This window comes from Streptomyces sp. NPDC026092 (assembly GCF_040638605.1).
Lineage (GTDB): Bacteria > Actinomycetota > Actinomycetes > Streptomycetales > Streptomycetaceae > Streptomyces.
In genome coordinates this window covers 37,546-53,834 of the sequence record NZ_JBEZYN010000035.1, presented here as the reverse complement: position 1 = coordinate 53,834, position 16,289 = coordinate 37,546, and the positions used below count along the sequence as shown (strand labels likewise).

The following is a 16,289-nucleotide window of genomic DNA, read 5'->3' as shown; positions in this document are numbered from 1 at the left end:
AGGGGGGACCCTGTGGGAGAGTAGGACGCCGCCGAACAATCATTGTGGGAAAGCCCCGCACCTTATGGTGCGGGGCTTTTCTGCGTTTACGGCCCGCCTATCGTTGAGCCATGCGCTATGACCTGGTCGTCTTCGACAACGACGGTGTGCTCGTCGACAGTGAGCCCCTCGCCAACACCATCCTGGCCGGCTATCTGACCGAGCTCGGGCACCCCACCTCCTACGAGGACTCCCTGCGCGACTACATGGGCGCCGCCGTCCATCGCGTACACGATCTGATCCACGAGCGGACCGGGCAGCGGCTGCCCGCGGACTTCGACGAGACGCTGCACGCCCGCACGTTCGCCGCCTTCGAGCGGGAGTTGGAGCCCGTCGCCGGGGTGACCGAGGTGTTGAAGCAGCTCGTCGCGGACAGGGTTCCGTACTGTCTCGCGTCCTCCGGGTCCCATGAGCGGATCCGCGTCGGGCACCGGAAGACCGGGCTCGACGCGTGGTTCCGGGACGAGAACATCTTCAGCGCCGAGGACGTCGGTCGGGGCAAGCCGGCGCCCGACCTCTTCCTCCGTGCCGCCGAGCGGATGGGCGTCGCGCCCGAGCGGTGTGTGGTCGTCGAGGACAGCCGGCTCGGGGTCCAGGCCGCGCTGGCCGCCGGGATGGACGTGTACGGGTTCACCGCGATGACGCCTGAGGACCGACTCGTCGGGGCCAACGGGTACTTCGGTGGGATGGCCGAGCTTCCGGCGATATTGGGTCTGTGATCCATCTACCCATGGGTAGATCCGGGGCCTACTCTGTGCCGCCATGACGGATGCGCGGGTGCGGCGTGGGCGGGGATCCCTGGCGGTCAGCTTCTTTGTGCAGGGAGTGACGTTCGCGCTCCTGGTGACCCGAATACCGGCGATCCAGGACCGGTACGGGATCTCCGACGGGCTGCTGCCCGTGTTCCTCGCCGCCGTGCCGATCCTCGCCGGTGTGTCCAGTGTGGCCACGGAGAAGGTCGTGGCGCGGGTGGGGCCGGGCGTGGTGCTGCGGTGGGCTCAGCCGCTCGTACTCCTCGGCCTGCTGGCCGTCGGAGCGGGGACGGAGCTGTGGCAGGCCGCCCTCGCCCTCGGCGTCTTCGGGCTCGCGGTCGGTGCCCTGGACGCCTCCATGAACATGCTCGGGGTGAGCCTCCAGCGGGCGTACGGGCGGAGCATCATGCTCGGGTTCCACGCCGCGTACAGCCTGGGCGGGATCGCCGGGGCCTCGCTGGCCTGGGCCGGGGCGCACTGGGATCTGCCGCTGTTCGTGTCCTACCTGCCCGTGGTGGCGGTGCTCCTGCCGGCGGCGTTCGTGGGGAGCCGGTGGTACTTCGGTGGGGAGACCGTCACCCCGTCCGTTGATATCGGCAAGGGCGAGAGTGGGGGCGTCGCCTTCACGTTGCTGTTGCCGCTCTGTCTCGTCATGACCTTCGCGTACATCGGCGACTCGACCGTCTCCAACTGGAGCGCCAAGTACCTCCAGGACGTGCTCGGCAGCTCGGAGGAGCTGGCGACCGTGCCGTACAACGCGTACATGGTCACCACGCTTCTCGGGCGGGCCGTGGGGGACTTCGGGGTGCGCCGACTGGGGGCCACGGCCGTCGTGCGGGGTGGGGCGGTCCTGGCGGCGCTGGGGTTCGCGGTGGTCGCGGTGGCGCCGGGGGCCTGGGTGGGGATGGCCGGGTTCACGGTCCTGGGGCTCGGGCTGAGTGTGATCGTGCCGCAGACGTTCGCGGCGGCGGGGCGGCTCTTCCCCGGGGCGAGCGACGCGGCGGTCGCGCGGCTGAACGTCTTCAACTACGTGGGGTTCCTGATCGGGTCCCCGTTGGTGGGGGCGCTCGGGGACGCGTGGAGCTATCGGGGGGCGATGCTCGTGCCGATGGTGCTGGTCCTGGTGACGGTGGTGTACGCCACGTCGTTCGGTTCTCGGGCGGCCCGATACGGTGGCGGGCATGAGCGGCCGCGCACTGTTGATGTGGGATGAAGCTGTCACGCAGTACGACTTCGGGTCCCAGCACCCGATGGATCCGGTTCGGCTCGCGCTGACCATGGGTCTGGTGCGGGCCTACGAGCTCGACCGTGCCGTGGACGTGGTGGCGGCGAAGCCGGCCGGTGACTCGACGCTGCGGCTCGTTCACCGCGAGGACTATGTGGCGGCCGTGCGGGCCGCCTCGGCGAACCCGAGGGCCGCGGACCAGGCGTACGGGCTCGGTACGGTCGACGACCCGGCGTTCTCCGGGATGCACGAGGCGTCCGCGCTGATCGCGGGGCAGTCGGTCGGGGCGGCGGAGGCGGTGTGGCGCGGGGAGGCCGCGCACGCGGTGAACTTCGCGGGCGGGCTGCACCACGCGATGCCGGGCTCGGCGTCCGGGTTCTGCATTTACAACGACGCCTCCCTGGCGATCGCCCGGCTGCTGGAGCTGGGCGCGGAGCGGGTCGCGTACGTGGATGTGGACGTGCACCACGGGGACGGGGTGCAGGCGGCGTTCTGGGAGGACCCGAGGGTCCTGACCATCTCGCTGCACGAGCACCCGCGGACGCTGTTCCCGCAGACCGGGTGGCCGGAGGAGACGGGTGCGGCAGGTCCCGGCGAGGGGTCCGCGGTGAACGTGGCGCTGCCGGCGGGGACCGGGGACGCGGGGTGGCTGCGGGCCTTCCACGCCGTCGTACCGGAGCTGATCGCGGACTTCCGGCCGCAGGTCCTGGTGACGCAGCACGGCGCGGACACGCACTTCGAGGACCCGCTGGCGCATCTGGCGGTGTCGCTCGACGCGCAGCGGGCGGTGCAGGTCGCCTGTCATGAGCTGGCCCACGCGCACGTGGACGGCGGGAAGTGGGTCGCGCTGGGTGGCGGCGGGTACGCGGTGGTGGATGTCGTACCGCGGTCGTGGACGCATCTGGTGGGGATCGCCGGGCACGCGGAGATCGATCCGGCGTCGGAGATCCCGTCGTCGTGGCGGGACCTGGTCTACGCGCGGACGCGGCAGCCGGGGCCCGCGCGGATGACGGACGGGCGGTGGCCGGTGGGCTGGCGCGAGTGGGAGGAGGGGTACGACCCCGCCGACCGGCTAGACCAGGCGGTGCTCGCGACGCGGCGGGCGTCGTTCCCGCTGCGGGGGCTGCTCGCGTAAGCCGGCTCGCAGCTGGTCGGCGGTTACGCCGACTGTGGGGTATCGGACGGGTTTTGGCCCCTCGTCAGGTGTGCTGCGTCAGCATCGAGAGGTGCTGAGTACCGGGGCGCTGCGGGCGCATCTGTTGGCGGCGGGGTTGGCCGGGACGGTGGCGACCTCGCGGGAGGAGAGTCTGCGCAGCTATCGGCTCTTCGCCGCGCGGGATCCACGGGTGATGCTGGGTCTCGACCCCGAATGGGGCTGGGGCGAGGGAGACTTGCTGCGGCTGATGGCCGACAAGTGCGGGGTGTCGGGGGATCCGACGCACCGCTCGGGGCTCGATGTCATCGATCCGGAGCGGACGTTGAGCGCGTTGGACGCGTTCGCGGAGCGGCTCGGCGAGGCGGCCGCGCGGCGGGCTCCGGTGCTGTTCGGGACCGGGCATCCGCACCGATTGCTGGGCTTCTACGCCGCGCTCGCAGACGCTCTGTCGGCGGTGGGATGTCTTGTCCTCACCCCCGCGCAGGGGAGATGTGTCGACATAACGACCCGGTTCGGTCTACGCACGTACATCCTCGACTACGCGCGCGGGGTGGCGTTGGTGCGAGAACCCGGTCTGTCGGGAACCGGGCGTGAGACGGGGGCGCACACCCACTCGCCGCTGCCGGTTAGGGCCGCTCTGGAGGGGGTCGTGGAGGGCGGCTGGCCGCTTCCGGAATTGGTCGTGGGGGACCACGGATGGGTCTGCGGGGCAGGTCAGCTGGGTATCGAGGCCATCGGGCTCGCCGATACGGACGATCCCGCGCTGTTCGTCGGGGAGGCCGAGGGGCAGGTCTCCGTGGCCGTTCCGCTTGACGACGGGGTACGTGCGGACCACTACCGGCCGCTCACTCGCTATGTACTCAATCGAGCGTGTCTGTCACGGTAAACGGCCGATGGCTGCTCCTCTTCCCCACTCGTACCACACGCCCCTAGTCTGGAGCGTGAGCGCACAGCGACGCAGGGTCACCGGAGGGGAAGCCGGTGGGCGTCGTGTGCGGAAGGTACAGGTGGGTCATGGCTGCTGGCGATAGGCCTCTGAACGAGGTCAAGTTTCTTACCGTGGCGGAAGTCGCCTCGGTGATGCGTGTGTCGAAGATGACCGTGTACCGCTTGGTGCACAGCGGTCATCTGCCGGCGATTCGGGTGGGGAGGTCCTTCCGAGTCCCGGAACAGGCGGTTCACGAGTACCTCAGGGAGTCTTTCGTGGGGGTGGAGACGGCCTAGCCGGGAGCTCGTGAACCCCTCGGATTACAAGCTCGGCGCTCGGGCCGGTAGGCTAGGCCGACGTAGGTCGTGTGGGCCCAGACGCCCCGCACCGAGTGAGAAGAAGTGAGCGAGGGTAGTCGTGGGCTCTGTTATCAAGAAGCGGCGCAAGCGGATGGCCAAGAAGAAGCACCGCAAGCTGCTCAAGCGCACCCGCGTTCAGCGTCGCAACAAGAAGTAAGCGACGGCTGTAACGACGGCTGTTTGTGCGTCGAGCGTGGCCCCGTACCGGAATCGGTGCGGGGTCACGCTTTTTTCGTGGGGTTTTCGGGTCGGGTTCCCTACCGTTGCCCACGGCGGTCATCGCGGCGCAACACCGAGGCGCTACGGTGGCGCACAGGGCCTCGCGGGAGCATCCGGAGGCCCGTACCGACGGAGAACCGACGGAAGGCGCTGATCTTGGGCAAGGTCGTGCTCGTCACCGGTGCGGCCCGGCATCTCGGAGGCCGTTTCGTACGGCGTCTCCAGCGGGATCCCGACGTGGAGCGGGTGGTCGCCGTGGACGCGGTCGCGCCGCCGCACGACCTCGGTGGGGCCGCCTTCGTCCGGGCGGACATCCGCCAGCCCGCCATCGCCAAGGTGCTCGCGGAGCACGAGGTGGACACGGTGGTCCACATGGACGTCACGGGGACGGCGCTGGGCGCCGGTGGCCGGACCTCCATCAAGGAGACCAACGTCATCGGCACCATGCAGCTGCTCGGCGCCTGCCAGAAGTCGCCGCGGATCGGGCGGCTCGTGATCAAGTCCAGTACGAGTGTCTACGGCTCCGCGCCCCGGGACCCGGCCGTGTTCACCGAGACGACCCCGGCGAAGTCGCTGCCGAGCGGTGGCTTCGCGAAGGACGCCGTCGAGGTCGAGGGGTACGTACGGGGCTTCGCGCGGCGCCGGCCGGACGTGGCCGTGTGCGTGCTGCGGTTCGCGAACATCCTGGGGCCCCGCGTGGACTCCCCGCTCGGCGAGTACCTGTCGCTGCCCGTCATGCCGACGGTGTTCGGCTACGACCCGAGGCTGCAGTTCGTCCACGAGGACGATGTGGTCGACGTGCTGCACCTGGCGGCGGGCGAGCCGCGCCGGGCGACGCTGAACAGCGGCACGTTCAATGTGGCGGGGGACGGTGTGCTGCTGCTCTCGCAGTGCGCGCGGCGGCTGGGGCGGCCGACGGTGCCGGTGCTGCTGCCGGCGGTCACCTGGGTGGGTTCGGCGCTGCGGACGGTCGGGGTGACCGACTTCTCGCCCGAGCAGATCCGGCTCCTCACCCATGGCCGGGTGGTCTCCACGGTCCAGATGCGCGAGACGCTCGGCTTCAGCCCCCGGTACACGACGGCCGAGACGTTCGCGGACTTCGTCCGCAGCAGGGGGCCGGGGCTGCTGCCGCCGGAGACGCTCGCGGGGGCCGTGGACCGGGTCGCTGCCCGGCTGGATCAGAAGGAGCCCAGGTAACGATGGCGGACGCCAAGGTCATTCCGTTCGACGACGACCGTTCCCGGTCGCGCCGGCGCTTCGGCAGGGCGGCCGGGGACGCCGCCGTACGGGCTCTGCCGGGGCAGCACGGGCCGGAGGAGGCCCTCGCCCGGGCCGCGGCGCCGGTGGAGCCCCTGGAGGCCGTGGCGGACGGTGCCGCGGGTGACTCCGCGGACTCCGGGGACGCCTCGGACTCGGCGGCGCGCCGGGACGCGTGGGAGCGGCGGCTCGCGGGTGGACTCGCGTTTCTGCGGCGGCGGGTGACGGGTGAGTACGAGGTCGACGAGTTCGGCTACGACAAGGAGCTCACCGACCAGGTCCTGATGTCGCTCGTGCGGCCGCTCGCGGAGAAGTACTTCCGGGTGGACGTGAAGGGCGTGGAGAACATTCCCGCCGAGGGCGGCGCCCTGGTGGTGGCGAACCACTCCGGGACGCTGCCGCTGGACGGCCTGATGATGCAGGTCGCCGTGCACGACAACCATCCGGCGGGCCGTCATCTGCGGCTGCTCGCGGCGGACCTGGTGTTCATGCTGCCGGTCGTCAACGAGCTGGCCCGCAAGGCCGGGCACACGCTGGCGTGCGCGGAGGACGCGGAGCGGCTGCTGCGGGCCGGGGAGATCGTCGGCGTCATGCCGGAGGGCTTCAAGGGCATCGGGAAGCCGTTCAGCGAGCGGTACAAGCTCCAGCGCTTCGGCCGGGGCGGGTTCGTGTCGACGGCGCTGCGGGCCGGCGTGCCGATCGTGCCGTGCTCGATCGTGGGCGCGGAGGAGATCTACCCGATGCTCGGCAACGCCAAGACGCTGGCGCGGGTGCTCGGCTTCCCGTACTTCCCGATCACGCCGACGTTCCCGTGGCTGGGGCCGCTGGGCGCGGTGCCGCTGCCGACGAAGTGGACGATCCAGTTCGGCGAGCCGATCATGACGGACGGCTATTCGCCGGAGGCGGCGGAGGACCCGATGCTGATGTTCAACCTGACCGACCAGGTCCGCGAGCAGATCCAGCACACCCTCTACAAGCTGCTGGTGCAGCGGAGGTCCGTCTTCTTCTGATCCTTACGCGATACGGCAGTGGGGCGCTCCCTCCGGAGAGGGGGCGCCCCACTGCCGTATCCGTACGCCTCCTAGCGGGCGTCCTCGCTGTCGATGCCGAGGCCGGGGAGCAGGCCCGGCAGCAGCGGCGGCAGGGTGACGTCCGGCATCGGGGGCGTCGGCTGGCTGCCCGACGGGGTCGGCAGGGTGCCGCCCGTCGGCGCCTGGTCGAGGAGTCCGCCGGTGTTTCCACCGAGCAGGCCGTCGCTCTCCGGGGAGCCCGTGCCCGGGCCGCTGCCCGAGGGCTGGGGCCGGGTGGAGCCTTCGCCGCCGGCGGTGGGGGCGGCGGGGGAGGACGGCGGACGCTGGGTGTGCGTCCGTGGTGTGTCCTGCGGGGTGGCGGCGCCTCCACTGTCGACGGCGCCCTTCTCCGGGGTGCGGGGGAGCATGCCCTGGAGCGGCTCGACCTCTTCGTCTATGGCGACGAAGACGTCGTTGACCTCGTTGCCGACGTCGGTGAGCTGGACCGGCAGGCGGTCGCGCAGGCCGATCCAGGTGGACCGGTGGGCCTGCGCGAAGGAGTTGAGCCGGGCCATCGGCCCGATCTCACCGTCCCGTTCGTACGCCTGGCGCAGCAGCCGGTGGCCTTCGGAGGCGTCGTGCTTCATGCCGCCGAGGACGCGCCGGATCTCGCTGAGCGACTCGTGGTCGAGGTCGCCCGCGCGACCGCGCTCCATGAGCCTGCGGGCCTCGCTGAGCCGGGTCGAGGCCTGGTCCAGGTAGATCCCGCCCCGGTCGGCGTCGTCGTCCGCCATCCCGAGCTTGATGTCTTCCATGCCCCGCTTCAGCCCGTAGAGCGAATCACCGGGGAGGGCGTCGGAACTCGCAGCGGCCACACCGCTGAAAGCGCCCGCGGCCACACCGACCGTGAGCCCGCCCGCGGCGATGCCCTTCGACCAGCGGGAGCGGGGGCGCAATTTCCGGAGCGGGGAGGCCCGGTGGGCACCCCGCCCGCTCGATGTCCGCTGCTCCGGCACCGTAGGGCCCGCGGCTGCGCTCCCCTCCGCGAGCATCGCTTCCATGGCGGCGACGAGCTGGGCTCGTTGCACCACCTTGACCTCAGGGTCCATCTCCGGCTTCGGCAGCTCGCCGAGACCGTTCGCCAGGGCCAACAGCCGCCCCTGCTCGGACGGTTCGGCCGAGAGCTCGGGCTGCTCGGCCGTCGCGTCCTCGGGCGTCCGATCGTCCAGGGCCTGGGCGAAGGCGTTCGCCCGCCGGTGCGCCGATACGTTCGCGATCACTGGCGGCACCTCCTCTCGTCATGACGGTCGACTCCCCGGGGTGTCCGGAAGGTTGCACACCTTGAGCACATCCACACGAACGAGTGAGTGGCTGTGGGCATGGCGTGACCACAGGGAGCCTGCATCCCGCACAACGAGCGGCGCGGCACTTGGGTTACGCGCGAAAGATGATCGGACCAGTGCGTCATCGAGGCGTCACCGACTGTGAGTTGGGCGGGGGTCGGGGGACGTGGGGGGAGGGCGCTGATCACCGGCCCGGGGAGGGTGGGGAAAAGCGCGGGAAGGTGGGGGTGGGGGCGCGACGCGGTCGGTGGGGGGCGCGAGTGGGGGGCGCGAAGGGTCAGCGGGCGTCGTCCGGGAGCAGGCGTGCCAGGGTGCGCACGGCCCGGTACTGGAGGGTCTTGATCGCACCCTCGTTCTTGCCCATGACCCGGGCCGTCTCGGCGACGGAGAGGCCCTGCAGGAAGCGCAGGGTCACGCACTCCTGCTGCTGGGGGTTGAGCCGGCGGACGGCGTCGAGGAGCGCGGCGTTGGAGAGGGACTCCAGGACCGAGTCCTCGGGGCTGCGTTCGACCTCGTTGGCGTCGAGCATCTCGCCGGTGGTCACTTCGAGGCGGAAGCGGCTCGACTTGAAGTGGTCGGCGACCAGGTTGCGGGCGATGGTCACCAGCCAGGCGCCGAAGTCGCGGCCCTGCCAGGTGAAGGTGGAGATCCGGCGCAGGGCGCGCAGGAAGGTCTCGCTGGTCAGGTCCTCCGCCGTCGCCTTCCCGCCGACGCGGTAGTAGATGTAGCGGTAGACGGTGTCGCTGTACTGGTCGTACAGCCGGCCGAAGGCCTCGGCCTCACCGGCCTGGGCGCGCTCGACAAGGTCCATCATGCGGGCGCTGTCGCTGTCGGCGGTGGGGCGGCGGGCGGCGGTCGAGGTTCCGGTGCCGCCGCGGCTGCCCCTTCTGCCGACAGCGGCTCCGCTCTCGGCGAGGGCATAGCAGGGACCGGCGGGTGCCGGTGCGGCGAAGGCAAAGGCGGGGACAGGGCCGGCGTACGCGGTGGGGACGAAGCCGCGCAACTGGTCGAGGACCGTTGCGCGCAGCGTAGCCAGGCCCGAGGCGTCAACCCCGACGTGTGGGTACACGGGACTCCCAGAGGCAGAGCTTCCATCACGTGCAGTGCGGGACCGTTCACTCGTCGTGGCGACGCGTGGGTTCCGTTGTGCGTCTGAGGAGAATAACGCTTCGTACAGGCAGCGCTACACCCAGTTGCTCAAATCATCGATTCCGTCGCATTGGTTACTGCTTGTGGGCGGGATCGATCGCGCTTCGTGACCGGTTGTTGATCGCTTTGCTTCCGAGTGTGACTGCGTGCACGCTCTGTTGTGCTCAAGTGCTAGGGCGTGGAGTGATCCGCGCCGCTGCGGGGTAAGAAGCCGCGAATGCGCCCGAGTCGACCTGTGCGGTGGTGTTCGACCACGCACGGGTGAGGAGGGTTGGTCCCGGGTTGTCGGAGATGATCGCAGCCGAAACGTATCGGCAGCGGCCTGCCACGCCGTTGGGCCTGGGGCTTCCGGACCGGCGTAGCGGCGTCAGCGGCGCCGGCGGTGCAGGGCGACCGCGGCGGCCGTGCCGCCCGCGAGCGCGCCGACGCCCGCCGCGGCCGGGATGCCGACCTTGGCGGCCTTGCGGCCCGTCCGGTAGTCGCGCAGTCGCCATTCGCGGGCCTTGGCGTGCTTGCGCAGCTTGGTGTCCGGGTTGATGGCGTAGGGGTGGCCGACCAGCGAGAGCATCGGGATGTCGTTGTGCGAGTCGCTGTACGCCGCGCAGCGGTTGAGGTCCAGGCCCTCGGCGGCGGCGAGCGCGCGCACGGCCTCGGCCTTGGCGGGTCCGTGCAGCGGTTCGCCGACGAGCTTGCCGGTGTAGACGCCGTCGACGGACTCGGCGACCGTGCCGAGCGCGCCGGTCAGGCCGAGGCGCCGGGCGATGATCGTGGCCGTTTCGACGGGTGCGGCGGTGACGAGCCAGACCTTCTGGCCGGCGTCGAGGTGGGCCTGGGCGAGCGCGCGGGTGCCGGGCCAGATGCGGTCGGCCATGTACTCGTCGTAGATCTCCTCGCCGATGGACATCAGCTCGGAGACGCGGTGGCCCTTGACGATGGACAGGGCGCTGTCGCGGGCGTCCTGCATGTGCTCGGGGTCCTCGACGCCGGCCAGCCGGAACCACGCCTGCTGCCAGGCGAACCGGGCCAGTTCGCGGCGCTGGAAGAACTTCCGCTTGTACAGGCCGCGGCCGAAGTGGAAGATCGCGGCGCCCTGCATCACGGTGTTGTCGAGGTCGAAGAAGGCGGCGGCCTCGGAGTCCCCGACGACGGGGAACTCGGGCTCGGCGGGCTTCTCGGGGAGTGCGGTCGCGGCGCGCGCCGTCTCCCGTTCCGCTTCGAGCTGTTGCGAGGTCTTGCGCGCCGCCTCCGCGGCGGCCTCGCCTGCCAGAACGCTGCGCGCGGTGGCGGAGCGCCTACGGGGGGTGAGCCATCCCAATGCGGCCATGTCGTGAGCATAGCCAGTCTGTTCGGTACTTCCCGACCTCCCTGGGTGCCGAGGCGTGAACACTCCGCGACTCTCCTGTTAAACGGACAATGGGGGCAAGCTGGAGACAGGGGCCACGACCGGAAAGGCCGCGGGCAGCGCCGGGCGCGGCGCAGAATGGACGGCATGTTTGGACGAGCGAAGAAGAACACCTCCGCCGCTTCCGACGCCGCCGCGCGGACGGTGACGCTGATCGGGAAGCCGGGCTGTCATCTCTGCGACGATGCCCGGGCCGTGATCGAGGCCGTCTGCGCCGAGACGGGGGCGCGCTGGGAGGAGAAGGACATCACCCAGGACGAGGAGCTCCACCGGGCGTACTGGGAGCAGATTCCGGTGGTTCTGGTCGACGGCGAGCAGCACACCTTCTGGCGTGTGGACGCCGGGCGACTTCGGCGTGAACTGGGTGGCTGACGCGAAGACGGTTACCATCGTGGACGTTTTGTTGGGTTTCGGGGGCGTGACCGTGAGGAGAGTGTGCGGCTTTGCCCCCTTCGGGTACTCAACGGGCTGACGCGCTCCCCGGTTCCGTCCTGGCGCGATCCTGTCGCGTGACCCCGGTCACTTTGGCCGGACAAAACGGACACCATCTTTGTGCACGCGTTCACAAAGACATAGCCTGCATTCGACGGGGCGGTCTTGGGACACACGGCCGCCTGCAGCCCCGCTCATCCCGCAGGAGCACCGTGGCAACTGGCCGAACTCACCGACCGGCGACCCGTAGCCGAGGAATTCCCGAGGCCACCGTCGCCCGGCTTCCGCTGTATCTGCGTGCGCTCACCGCACTGTCGGAGCGCTCCGTACCCACGGTCTCCTCCGAGGAGCTCGCCGCAGCCGCGGGCGTCAACTCCGCGAAGCTGCGCAAGGACTTCAGCTACCTCGGCTCGTACGGGACGCGGGGCGTCGGCTACGACGTCGAGTACCTCGTGTACCAGATCTCCCGTGAGCTCGGCCTGACGCAGGACTGGCCCGTCGTCATCGTCGGTATCGGCAACCTCGGCGCCGCCCTCGCCGGCTACGGCGGGTTCGCCTCCCGAGGCTTCCGCGTCGCGGCCCTGATCGACGCCGACCCCGCCATGACCGGCAAGCCGGTCGCCGGAATCCCCGTCCAGCACAGCGACGACCTCGAGAAGATCATCAGCGAGGACGGCGTCTCCATCGGTGTCATCGCGACCCCCGCCGGCGTCGCCCAGCAGGTCTGCGACCGGCTCGTGGCCGCCGGGGTCACCTCCATCCTGAACTTCGCCCCGACCGTGCTCTCGGTGCCCGACGGCGTGGACGTGCGCAAGGTCGACCTCTCCATCGAGCTGCAGATCCTCGCCTTCCACGAGCAGCGCAAGGCCGGCGAGGAGGCGGAGGCCGAGGCCGCCGCCGTACCGGCGCCGCCCGTGCCGCTCTCCGCGGCGGGCGAGCCCCAGCCCAAGAGCACCGGTCGCAAGGGACCCGACGGGGACGTCCCCGCCGTGATGCCGGCATGAGTCTCCTCGTCGTCGGCCTCAGCCACCGCAGCGCACCCGTCTCCGTCCTGGAGCGGGCCTCGCTCGCCGCGGACACCCAGGCCAAGCTGCTGCAGGACACCCTCGCCGCCGAACCGGCCGCCGAGGGCGCCGTCCTCGCCACCTGCAACCGCATCGAGCTCTACGCCGACGTGGACAAGTTCCACGCCGGTGTCGCCGAGCTGTCCACGCTCCTCGCCCAGCACAGCGGTGTCGGGCTCGAAGAGCTCACCCCTTATCTCTACGTGCACTACGAGGACCGGGCCGTCCACCACCTCTTCTCGGTGGCCTGCGGGCTCGACTCCATGGTCGTCGGCGAGGGCCAGATCCTCGGCCAGATCAAGGACGCCCTCGCGCTCGGCCAGGACCTGCACACCGCGGGACGGCTCCTCAACGACCTGTTCCAGCAGGCGCTGCGGGTCGGCAAGCGCGCCCACAGCGAGACCGGGATCGACCGGGCCGGGCAGTCGCTCGTCACCTTCGGGCTCCAGCAGCTCGCCGACGGGGCGGACGTCGAGAGCTGGGCGAAGGGCAAGCGGGCGCTGGTCATCGGCGCCGGTTCGATGTCCTCGCTGGCCGCCGCCACCCTCGCGCGCGTCGGCGTCTCCGAGATCGTGATCGCCAACCGTACGGCCGCGCGCGCCGACCGGCTGGTCCAGATCCTCACCGAGCCCGGTGGCACGGGCGTGGCCGCCCGAGCGGTCGAGATGGTTGCCGTCGGCGACGAACTGACACGTGCCGACATCGTCGTCTCCTGCACCGGAGCCACCGGACTCGTCCTGACCGGCGACGCCGTCGAGACCGCGATGGCGGGCCGTACGGCCCCGCTCGCCCTGCTCGACCTCGCCATGCCCCGCGACATCGACGCCGCCGCGCACCGCATGCCGGGCGTCCGGCTCGTCGACATCGAGTCGCTCGCCGAGGCCTCCGCCGACGCCCCCATGGCCGCCGACGTCGACCAGGTCCGCTCGATCGTCTCCGACGAGGTGGCCGCCTTCGGCGCCGCCCAGCGCGCCGCGCACATCACGCCGACCGTCGTCGCGCTCAGGACCATGGCCGCCGACGTCGTCGCCGGTGAGGTCGCCCGTCTTGAAGGGCGCCTGCCCGACCTCGACGACAAGCAGCGCGCCGAGATCACCCAGACCGTCCGCCGGGTGGTCGACAAGCTCCTGCACGCGCCGACCGTGCGGGTCAAGCAGCTGGCCAGCGAGCCCGGCGGCGCCGGGTACGCGGACGCGCTGCGGACACTCTTCGACCTCGACCCGGAGACGGTCGCCTCCGTCTCCCGGGCCGACCTGAATGACGCCGACGTCAAGAACCGAGGGCGAGTATGACCGAGAGGGCACTGAGGCTCGGGACCAGGCGCAGCAAGCTCGCCATGGCCCAGTCCGGCCAGGTGGCCGACGCCGTGCGGCGCGCGACCGGCCGGTCCGTCGAGCTCGTGGAGATCACGACGTACGGGGACGTCTCCCGTGAGCACCTCGCGCAGATCGGCGGCACCGGCGTGTTCGTCGCCGCCCTGCGCGACGCGCTCCTGGCCGGCGAGGTGGACTTCGCCGTCCACTCCCTGAAGGACCTGCCGACGGCCCAGCACCCCGAGCTTGTGCTGGCCGCCATCCCCGAGCGCGAGGACCCGCGCGACGTCCTCGTCACCCGCGAGGGGCTGTCGCTGGACCGGCTGCCCTCGGGCGCCCGGATCGGCACCGGTTCGCCGCGCAGGACCGCTCAGCTCAACGCGTACGCGCGGAGCCACGGGCTGACCATCGAGACCGTGCCGATCCGCGGGAACATCGACACCCGCGTCGGTTACGTACGAAGCGGAGAGCTGGACGCGGTGGTTCTCGCCGCGGCCGGTCTCAACCGCATCGGCGGGACGGCGGAGCTCACCGGCTCCCTGTCGCTCGACCACCTGTCGGTCGACTCCGTCCTGCCCGCCCCCGGCCAGGGGGCACTGGCGATCGAGTGTCCGGCGTCCGACGCCGGTCTCGTCGCCGCGCTCGGCGCACTCGACGACCCGCTCACCCGGGCCGCCGTCACCGCCGAGCGGTCCCTGCTCGCCGCCCTGGAGGCCGGCTGCTCCGCACCTGTGGGTGCGCTGGCCGACCTGCTGGCCGAGGATTCCGGCCGCGGGCAGATTGTCACTGAAATGCGCCTGCGTGGCGTCGTCGGCACCACCGACGGCTCGACGCTGGTGCAGCTGTCCACCACCGGTCCCGTACCCGCGTCGCACGACGAGGCGATGGCGCTCGGACGCGAACTCGCGGACGAGATGCTCGCCAAGGGTGCGGCCGGTCTTATGGGGGAGCGAGCACTTTGAGCCCCACCAGCCCGACCACCAGCCCCGCGCCCGCGGCCGTCTTCGGACACGGGAGCGTCACCTTCCTCGGCGCCGGACCCGGCGACCCCGGACTGCTGACACTCCGGGCCGTCGAAGCCCTCGCCGGCGCGGACGTACTGATCGCCGAGCCCGAGGTGCTCGAAGTAGTCCGGTGCCATGCGCGCGCGGGGGTGAGCACGCCTGAGCTGACCGTTGTTGACGAGGCGTCAACAACCGCCGGGGTCCCCGTGTTGAGGGATGCGACCAATCTTGTCATGGAGGCCGCGAGGGGCGGCAAGCGGGTCGTCCGTGCGGTGACCGGCGACCCCGGCCTCGACGGAAACGCAGGTCAGGAGATGCTCGCCTGCGCCGCCGAGGGCATCCCCTTCGAGGTCGTCCCCGGTGTCGCGACGGCCGTCGGCGTACCGGCGTACGCCGGTGTCCCGCTGCGTGACGCGCAGGGCACCGACGTGCGGTTCGTGGACGCCCGTACCGCCGACGACCGCTGCTGGACCGAGGTCGGCGCCTCGGACGGCACCGTGGTCGTCTCCACCTCGCTCGACGCGGTGGCGGCGGCGGCCGGTGAACTGGTGGCGGCTGGCCGTAAGCCGGACACCCCGCTCACCGTCACCATCGGCGGCACCACGACCCGGCAGCGGACCTGGACCGCGACGCTCGGCACCATCGCCCAGGTCTTCAAGCAGGGCAAGGTGCTCCCCTCGCCCGAGGGACACCGGCCCGTTATAGCCGTGGTCGGCGAGCGCAGCGCCCCGGCGCAGCGGGACCAGCTGGCGTGGTTCGAGTCCAAGCCGCTCTTCGGCTGGCGGGTGCTCGTGCCGCGCACGAAGGAGCAGGCCGCGTCGCTCTCCGACCAGCTGCGTTCGTACGGCGCGGTGCCGCACGAGGTGCCGACGATCGCCGTCGAGCCGCCGCGGACGCCGCAGCAGATGGAGCGGGCCGTCAAGGGGCTCGTGACCGGACGCTACGAGTGGATCGCGTTCACGTCGGTCAACGCCGTGAAGGCGGTGCGGGAGAAGTTCGAGGAGTACGGGCTCGACGCGCGCGCCTTCGCCGGGATCAAGGTCGCGGCGGTGGGCGAGCAGACGGCGGCGGCGCTGGTCGACTTCGGGGTGAAGCCGGATCTGGTGCCCAGTGGGGAGCAGTCGGCCGCGGGTCTTCTCGAGGACTGGCCGCCCTACGACCCCGTCTTCGATCCGATCGACCGGGTGTTCCTGCCGCGGGCCGACATCGCCACGGAGACGCTGGTCGCGGGCCTCATCGAGCTCGGGTGGGAGGTCGACGACGTCACCGCCTACCGGACGGTGCGGGCGTCGCCGCCGCCGGCGGACACGCGTGAGGCGATCAAGGGCGGTGGCTTCGACGCCGTGCTCTTCACGTCCTCGTCGACGGTGCGGAACCTGGTCGGCATCGCCGGGAAGCCGCACAACGTGACCGTCATCGCCTGCATCGGCCCTGCCACCGCCAAGACGGCGGAGGAGCACGGGCTGCGGGTGGACGTGCTCTCGCCGGAGCCGTCGGTGCACAAGCTCGCGGAGGCGCTCGCGGACTTCGGTCTGCGGCGGCGGGCCGCGGCGCTGGAGGCGGGCGATCCGGTGACGCGGCCGTCGGAGCGGCGGCCGGGGGCGCGGAGGCGTCGGACGACGTAGCGGGTTTTCCTG

General features: G+C 71.2%; 16 protein-coding genes. 13 read left to right on the top strand and 3 right to left on the bottom strand.

Translation table 11 applies throughout. The features are described from left to right. Positions 1 to 110: 110 nt before the first annotated feature. From AB0F56_RS34915 to AB0F56_RS34880, 8 genes are all read left to right on the top strand, one after another. Positions 111 to 758, top strand: a complete 648-nt coding sequence (locus tag AB0F56_RS34915) for an HAD family hydrolase (RefSeq protein WP_362017178.1) — start codon at positions 111 to 113, stop codon at positions 756 to 758. Positions 759 to 801: 43 nt separating this feature from the next. Beyond that, a complete protein-coding gene (locus AB0F56_RS34910; protein WP_362017176.1) occupies positions 802 to 2,004 on the top strand; it encodes an MFS transporter in 1,203 nt (400 codons plus the stop codon). Then, positions 1,973 to 3,151, top strand: coding sequence for an acetoin utilization protein AcuC (locus AB0F56_RS34905; protein ID WP_362017174.1), 1,179 nt, complete (start codon positions 1,973 to 1,975; stop codon positions 3,149 to 3,151). The genes AB0F56_RS34910 and AB0F56_RS34905 overlap by 32 nt, the downstream gene beginning before the upstream one ends. A gap of 91 nt (positions 3,152 to 3,242) precedes the next feature. Beyond that, positions 3,243 to 4,058 carry a phosphatase gene (locus tag AB0F56_RS34900; RefSeq protein ID WP_362017172.1) on the top strand — a complete coding sequence of 272 codons (816 nt, stop codon included), beginning with the start codon at positions 3,243 to 3,245 and terminating at the stop codon, positions 4,056 to 4,058. Between the two features lie 128 nt (positions 4,059 to 4,186). Beyond that, on the top strand, positions 4,187 to 4,396 hold the full coding sequence (locus tag AB0F56_RS34895) for a helix-turn-helix domain-containing protein (protein ID WP_158988220.1): 210 nt from the start codon (positions 4,187 to 4,189) through the stop codon (positions 4,394 to 4,396). A 121-nt stretch (positions 4,397 to 4,517) separates the two neighbouring features. Beyond that, entirely contained in the window at positions 4,518 to 4,616 is a 99-nt protein-coding gene (locus tag AB0F56_RS34890) for an AURKAIP1/COX24 domain-containing protein (RefSeq protein WP_003948845.1), read from the top strand. 218 nt (positions 4,617 to 4,834) lie between these two features. Continuing rightward, positions 4,835 to 5,875, top strand: a complete 1,041-nt coding sequence (locus AB0F56_RS34885) for an NAD-dependent epimerase/dehydratase family protein (RefSeq protein WP_362017170.1) — start codon at positions 4,835 to 4,837, stop codon at positions 5,873 to 5,875. Between the two features lie 2 nt (positions 5,876 to 5,877). Then, positions 5,878 to 6,945 carry a lysophospholipid acyltransferase family protein gene (locus AB0F56_RS34880; protein ID WP_362017168.1) on the top strand — a complete coding sequence of 356 codons (1,068 nt, stop codon included), beginning with the start codon at positions 5,878 to 5,880 and terminating at the stop codon, positions 6,943 to 6,945. Positions 6,946 to 7,016: 71 nt separating this feature from the next. Here the strand turns inward: AB0F56_RS34880 and AB0F56_RS34875 are convergent, their stop codons facing one another. From AB0F56_RS34875 to AB0F56_RS34865, 3 genes are all read right to left on the bottom strand, one after another. Beyond that, complete coding sequence (locus AB0F56_RS34875; RefSeq protein WP_362017166.1) at positions 7,017 to 8,225, bottom strand: DUF5667 domain-containing protein; 1,209 nt, start codon at positions 8,223 to 8,225, stop codon at positions 7,017 to 7,019. 340 nt (positions 8,226 to 8,565) lie between these two features. Next, a complete protein-coding gene (locus tag AB0F56_RS34870; protein ID WP_361964681.1) occupies positions 8,566 to 9,357 on the bottom strand; it encodes an ECF subfamily RNA polymerase sigma factor, BldN family in 792 nt (263 codons plus the stop codon). A gap of 447 nt (positions 9,358 to 9,804) precedes the next feature. Beyond that, entirely contained in the window at positions 9,805 to 10,761 is a 957-nt protein-coding gene (locus tag AB0F56_RS34865; RefSeq protein WP_362017164.1) for an HAD-IB family hydrolase, read from the bottom strand. A 165-nt stretch (positions 10,762 to 10,926) separates the two neighbouring features. On the opposite strand from AB0F56_RS34865, the gene AB0F56_RS34860 reads away from it, so the two are divergent. The 5 genes from AB0F56_RS34860 to AB0F56_RS34840 all read left to right on the top strand — a co-directional run bounded on the left by AB0F56_RS34860 (position 10,927) and on the right by AB0F56_RS34840 (position 16,277). Continuing rightward, entirely contained in the window at positions 10,927 to 11,211 is a 285-nt protein-coding gene (locus AB0F56_RS34860; protein ID WP_362017162.1) for a glutaredoxin family protein, read from the top strand. A gap of 272 nt (positions 11,212 to 11,483) precedes the next feature. Next, the gene (locus tag AB0F56_RS34855) at positions 11,484 to 12,275 is read left to right on the top strand and encodes a redox-sensing transcriptional repressor Rex (RefSeq protein ID WP_362017160.1); all 792 of its coding nucleotides are present in this window, start codon (positions 11,484 to 11,486) and stop codon (positions 12,273 to 12,275) included. Beyond that, the gene (locus AB0F56_RS34850) at positions 12,272 to 13,627 is read left to right on the top strand and encodes a glutamyl-tRNA reductase (protein ID WP_362017158.1); all 1,356 of its coding nucleotides are present in this window, start codon (positions 12,272 to 12,274) and stop codon (positions 13,625 to 13,627) included. The genes AB0F56_RS34855 and AB0F56_RS34850 overlap by 4 nt, the downstream gene beginning before the upstream one ends. Continuing rightward, a complete protein-coding gene (gene hemC, locus AB0F56_RS34845) occupies positions 13,624 to 14,610 on the top strand; it encodes a hydroxymethylbilane synthase (protein WP_362017156.1) in 987 nt (328 codons plus the stop codon). The genes AB0F56_RS34850 and hemC overlap by 4 nt, the downstream gene beginning before the upstream one ends. Further along, complete coding sequence (locus AB0F56_RS34840; RefSeq protein ID WP_361964669.1) at positions 14,607 to 16,277, top strand: uroporphyrinogen-III synthase; 1,671 nt, start codon at positions 14,607 to 14,609, stop codon at positions 16,275 to 16,277. Before hemC ends, AB0F56_RS34840 begins: the two co-directional genes overlap by 4 nt. The last annotated feature ends 12 nt before the right edge of the window (positions 16,278 to 16,289 follow it).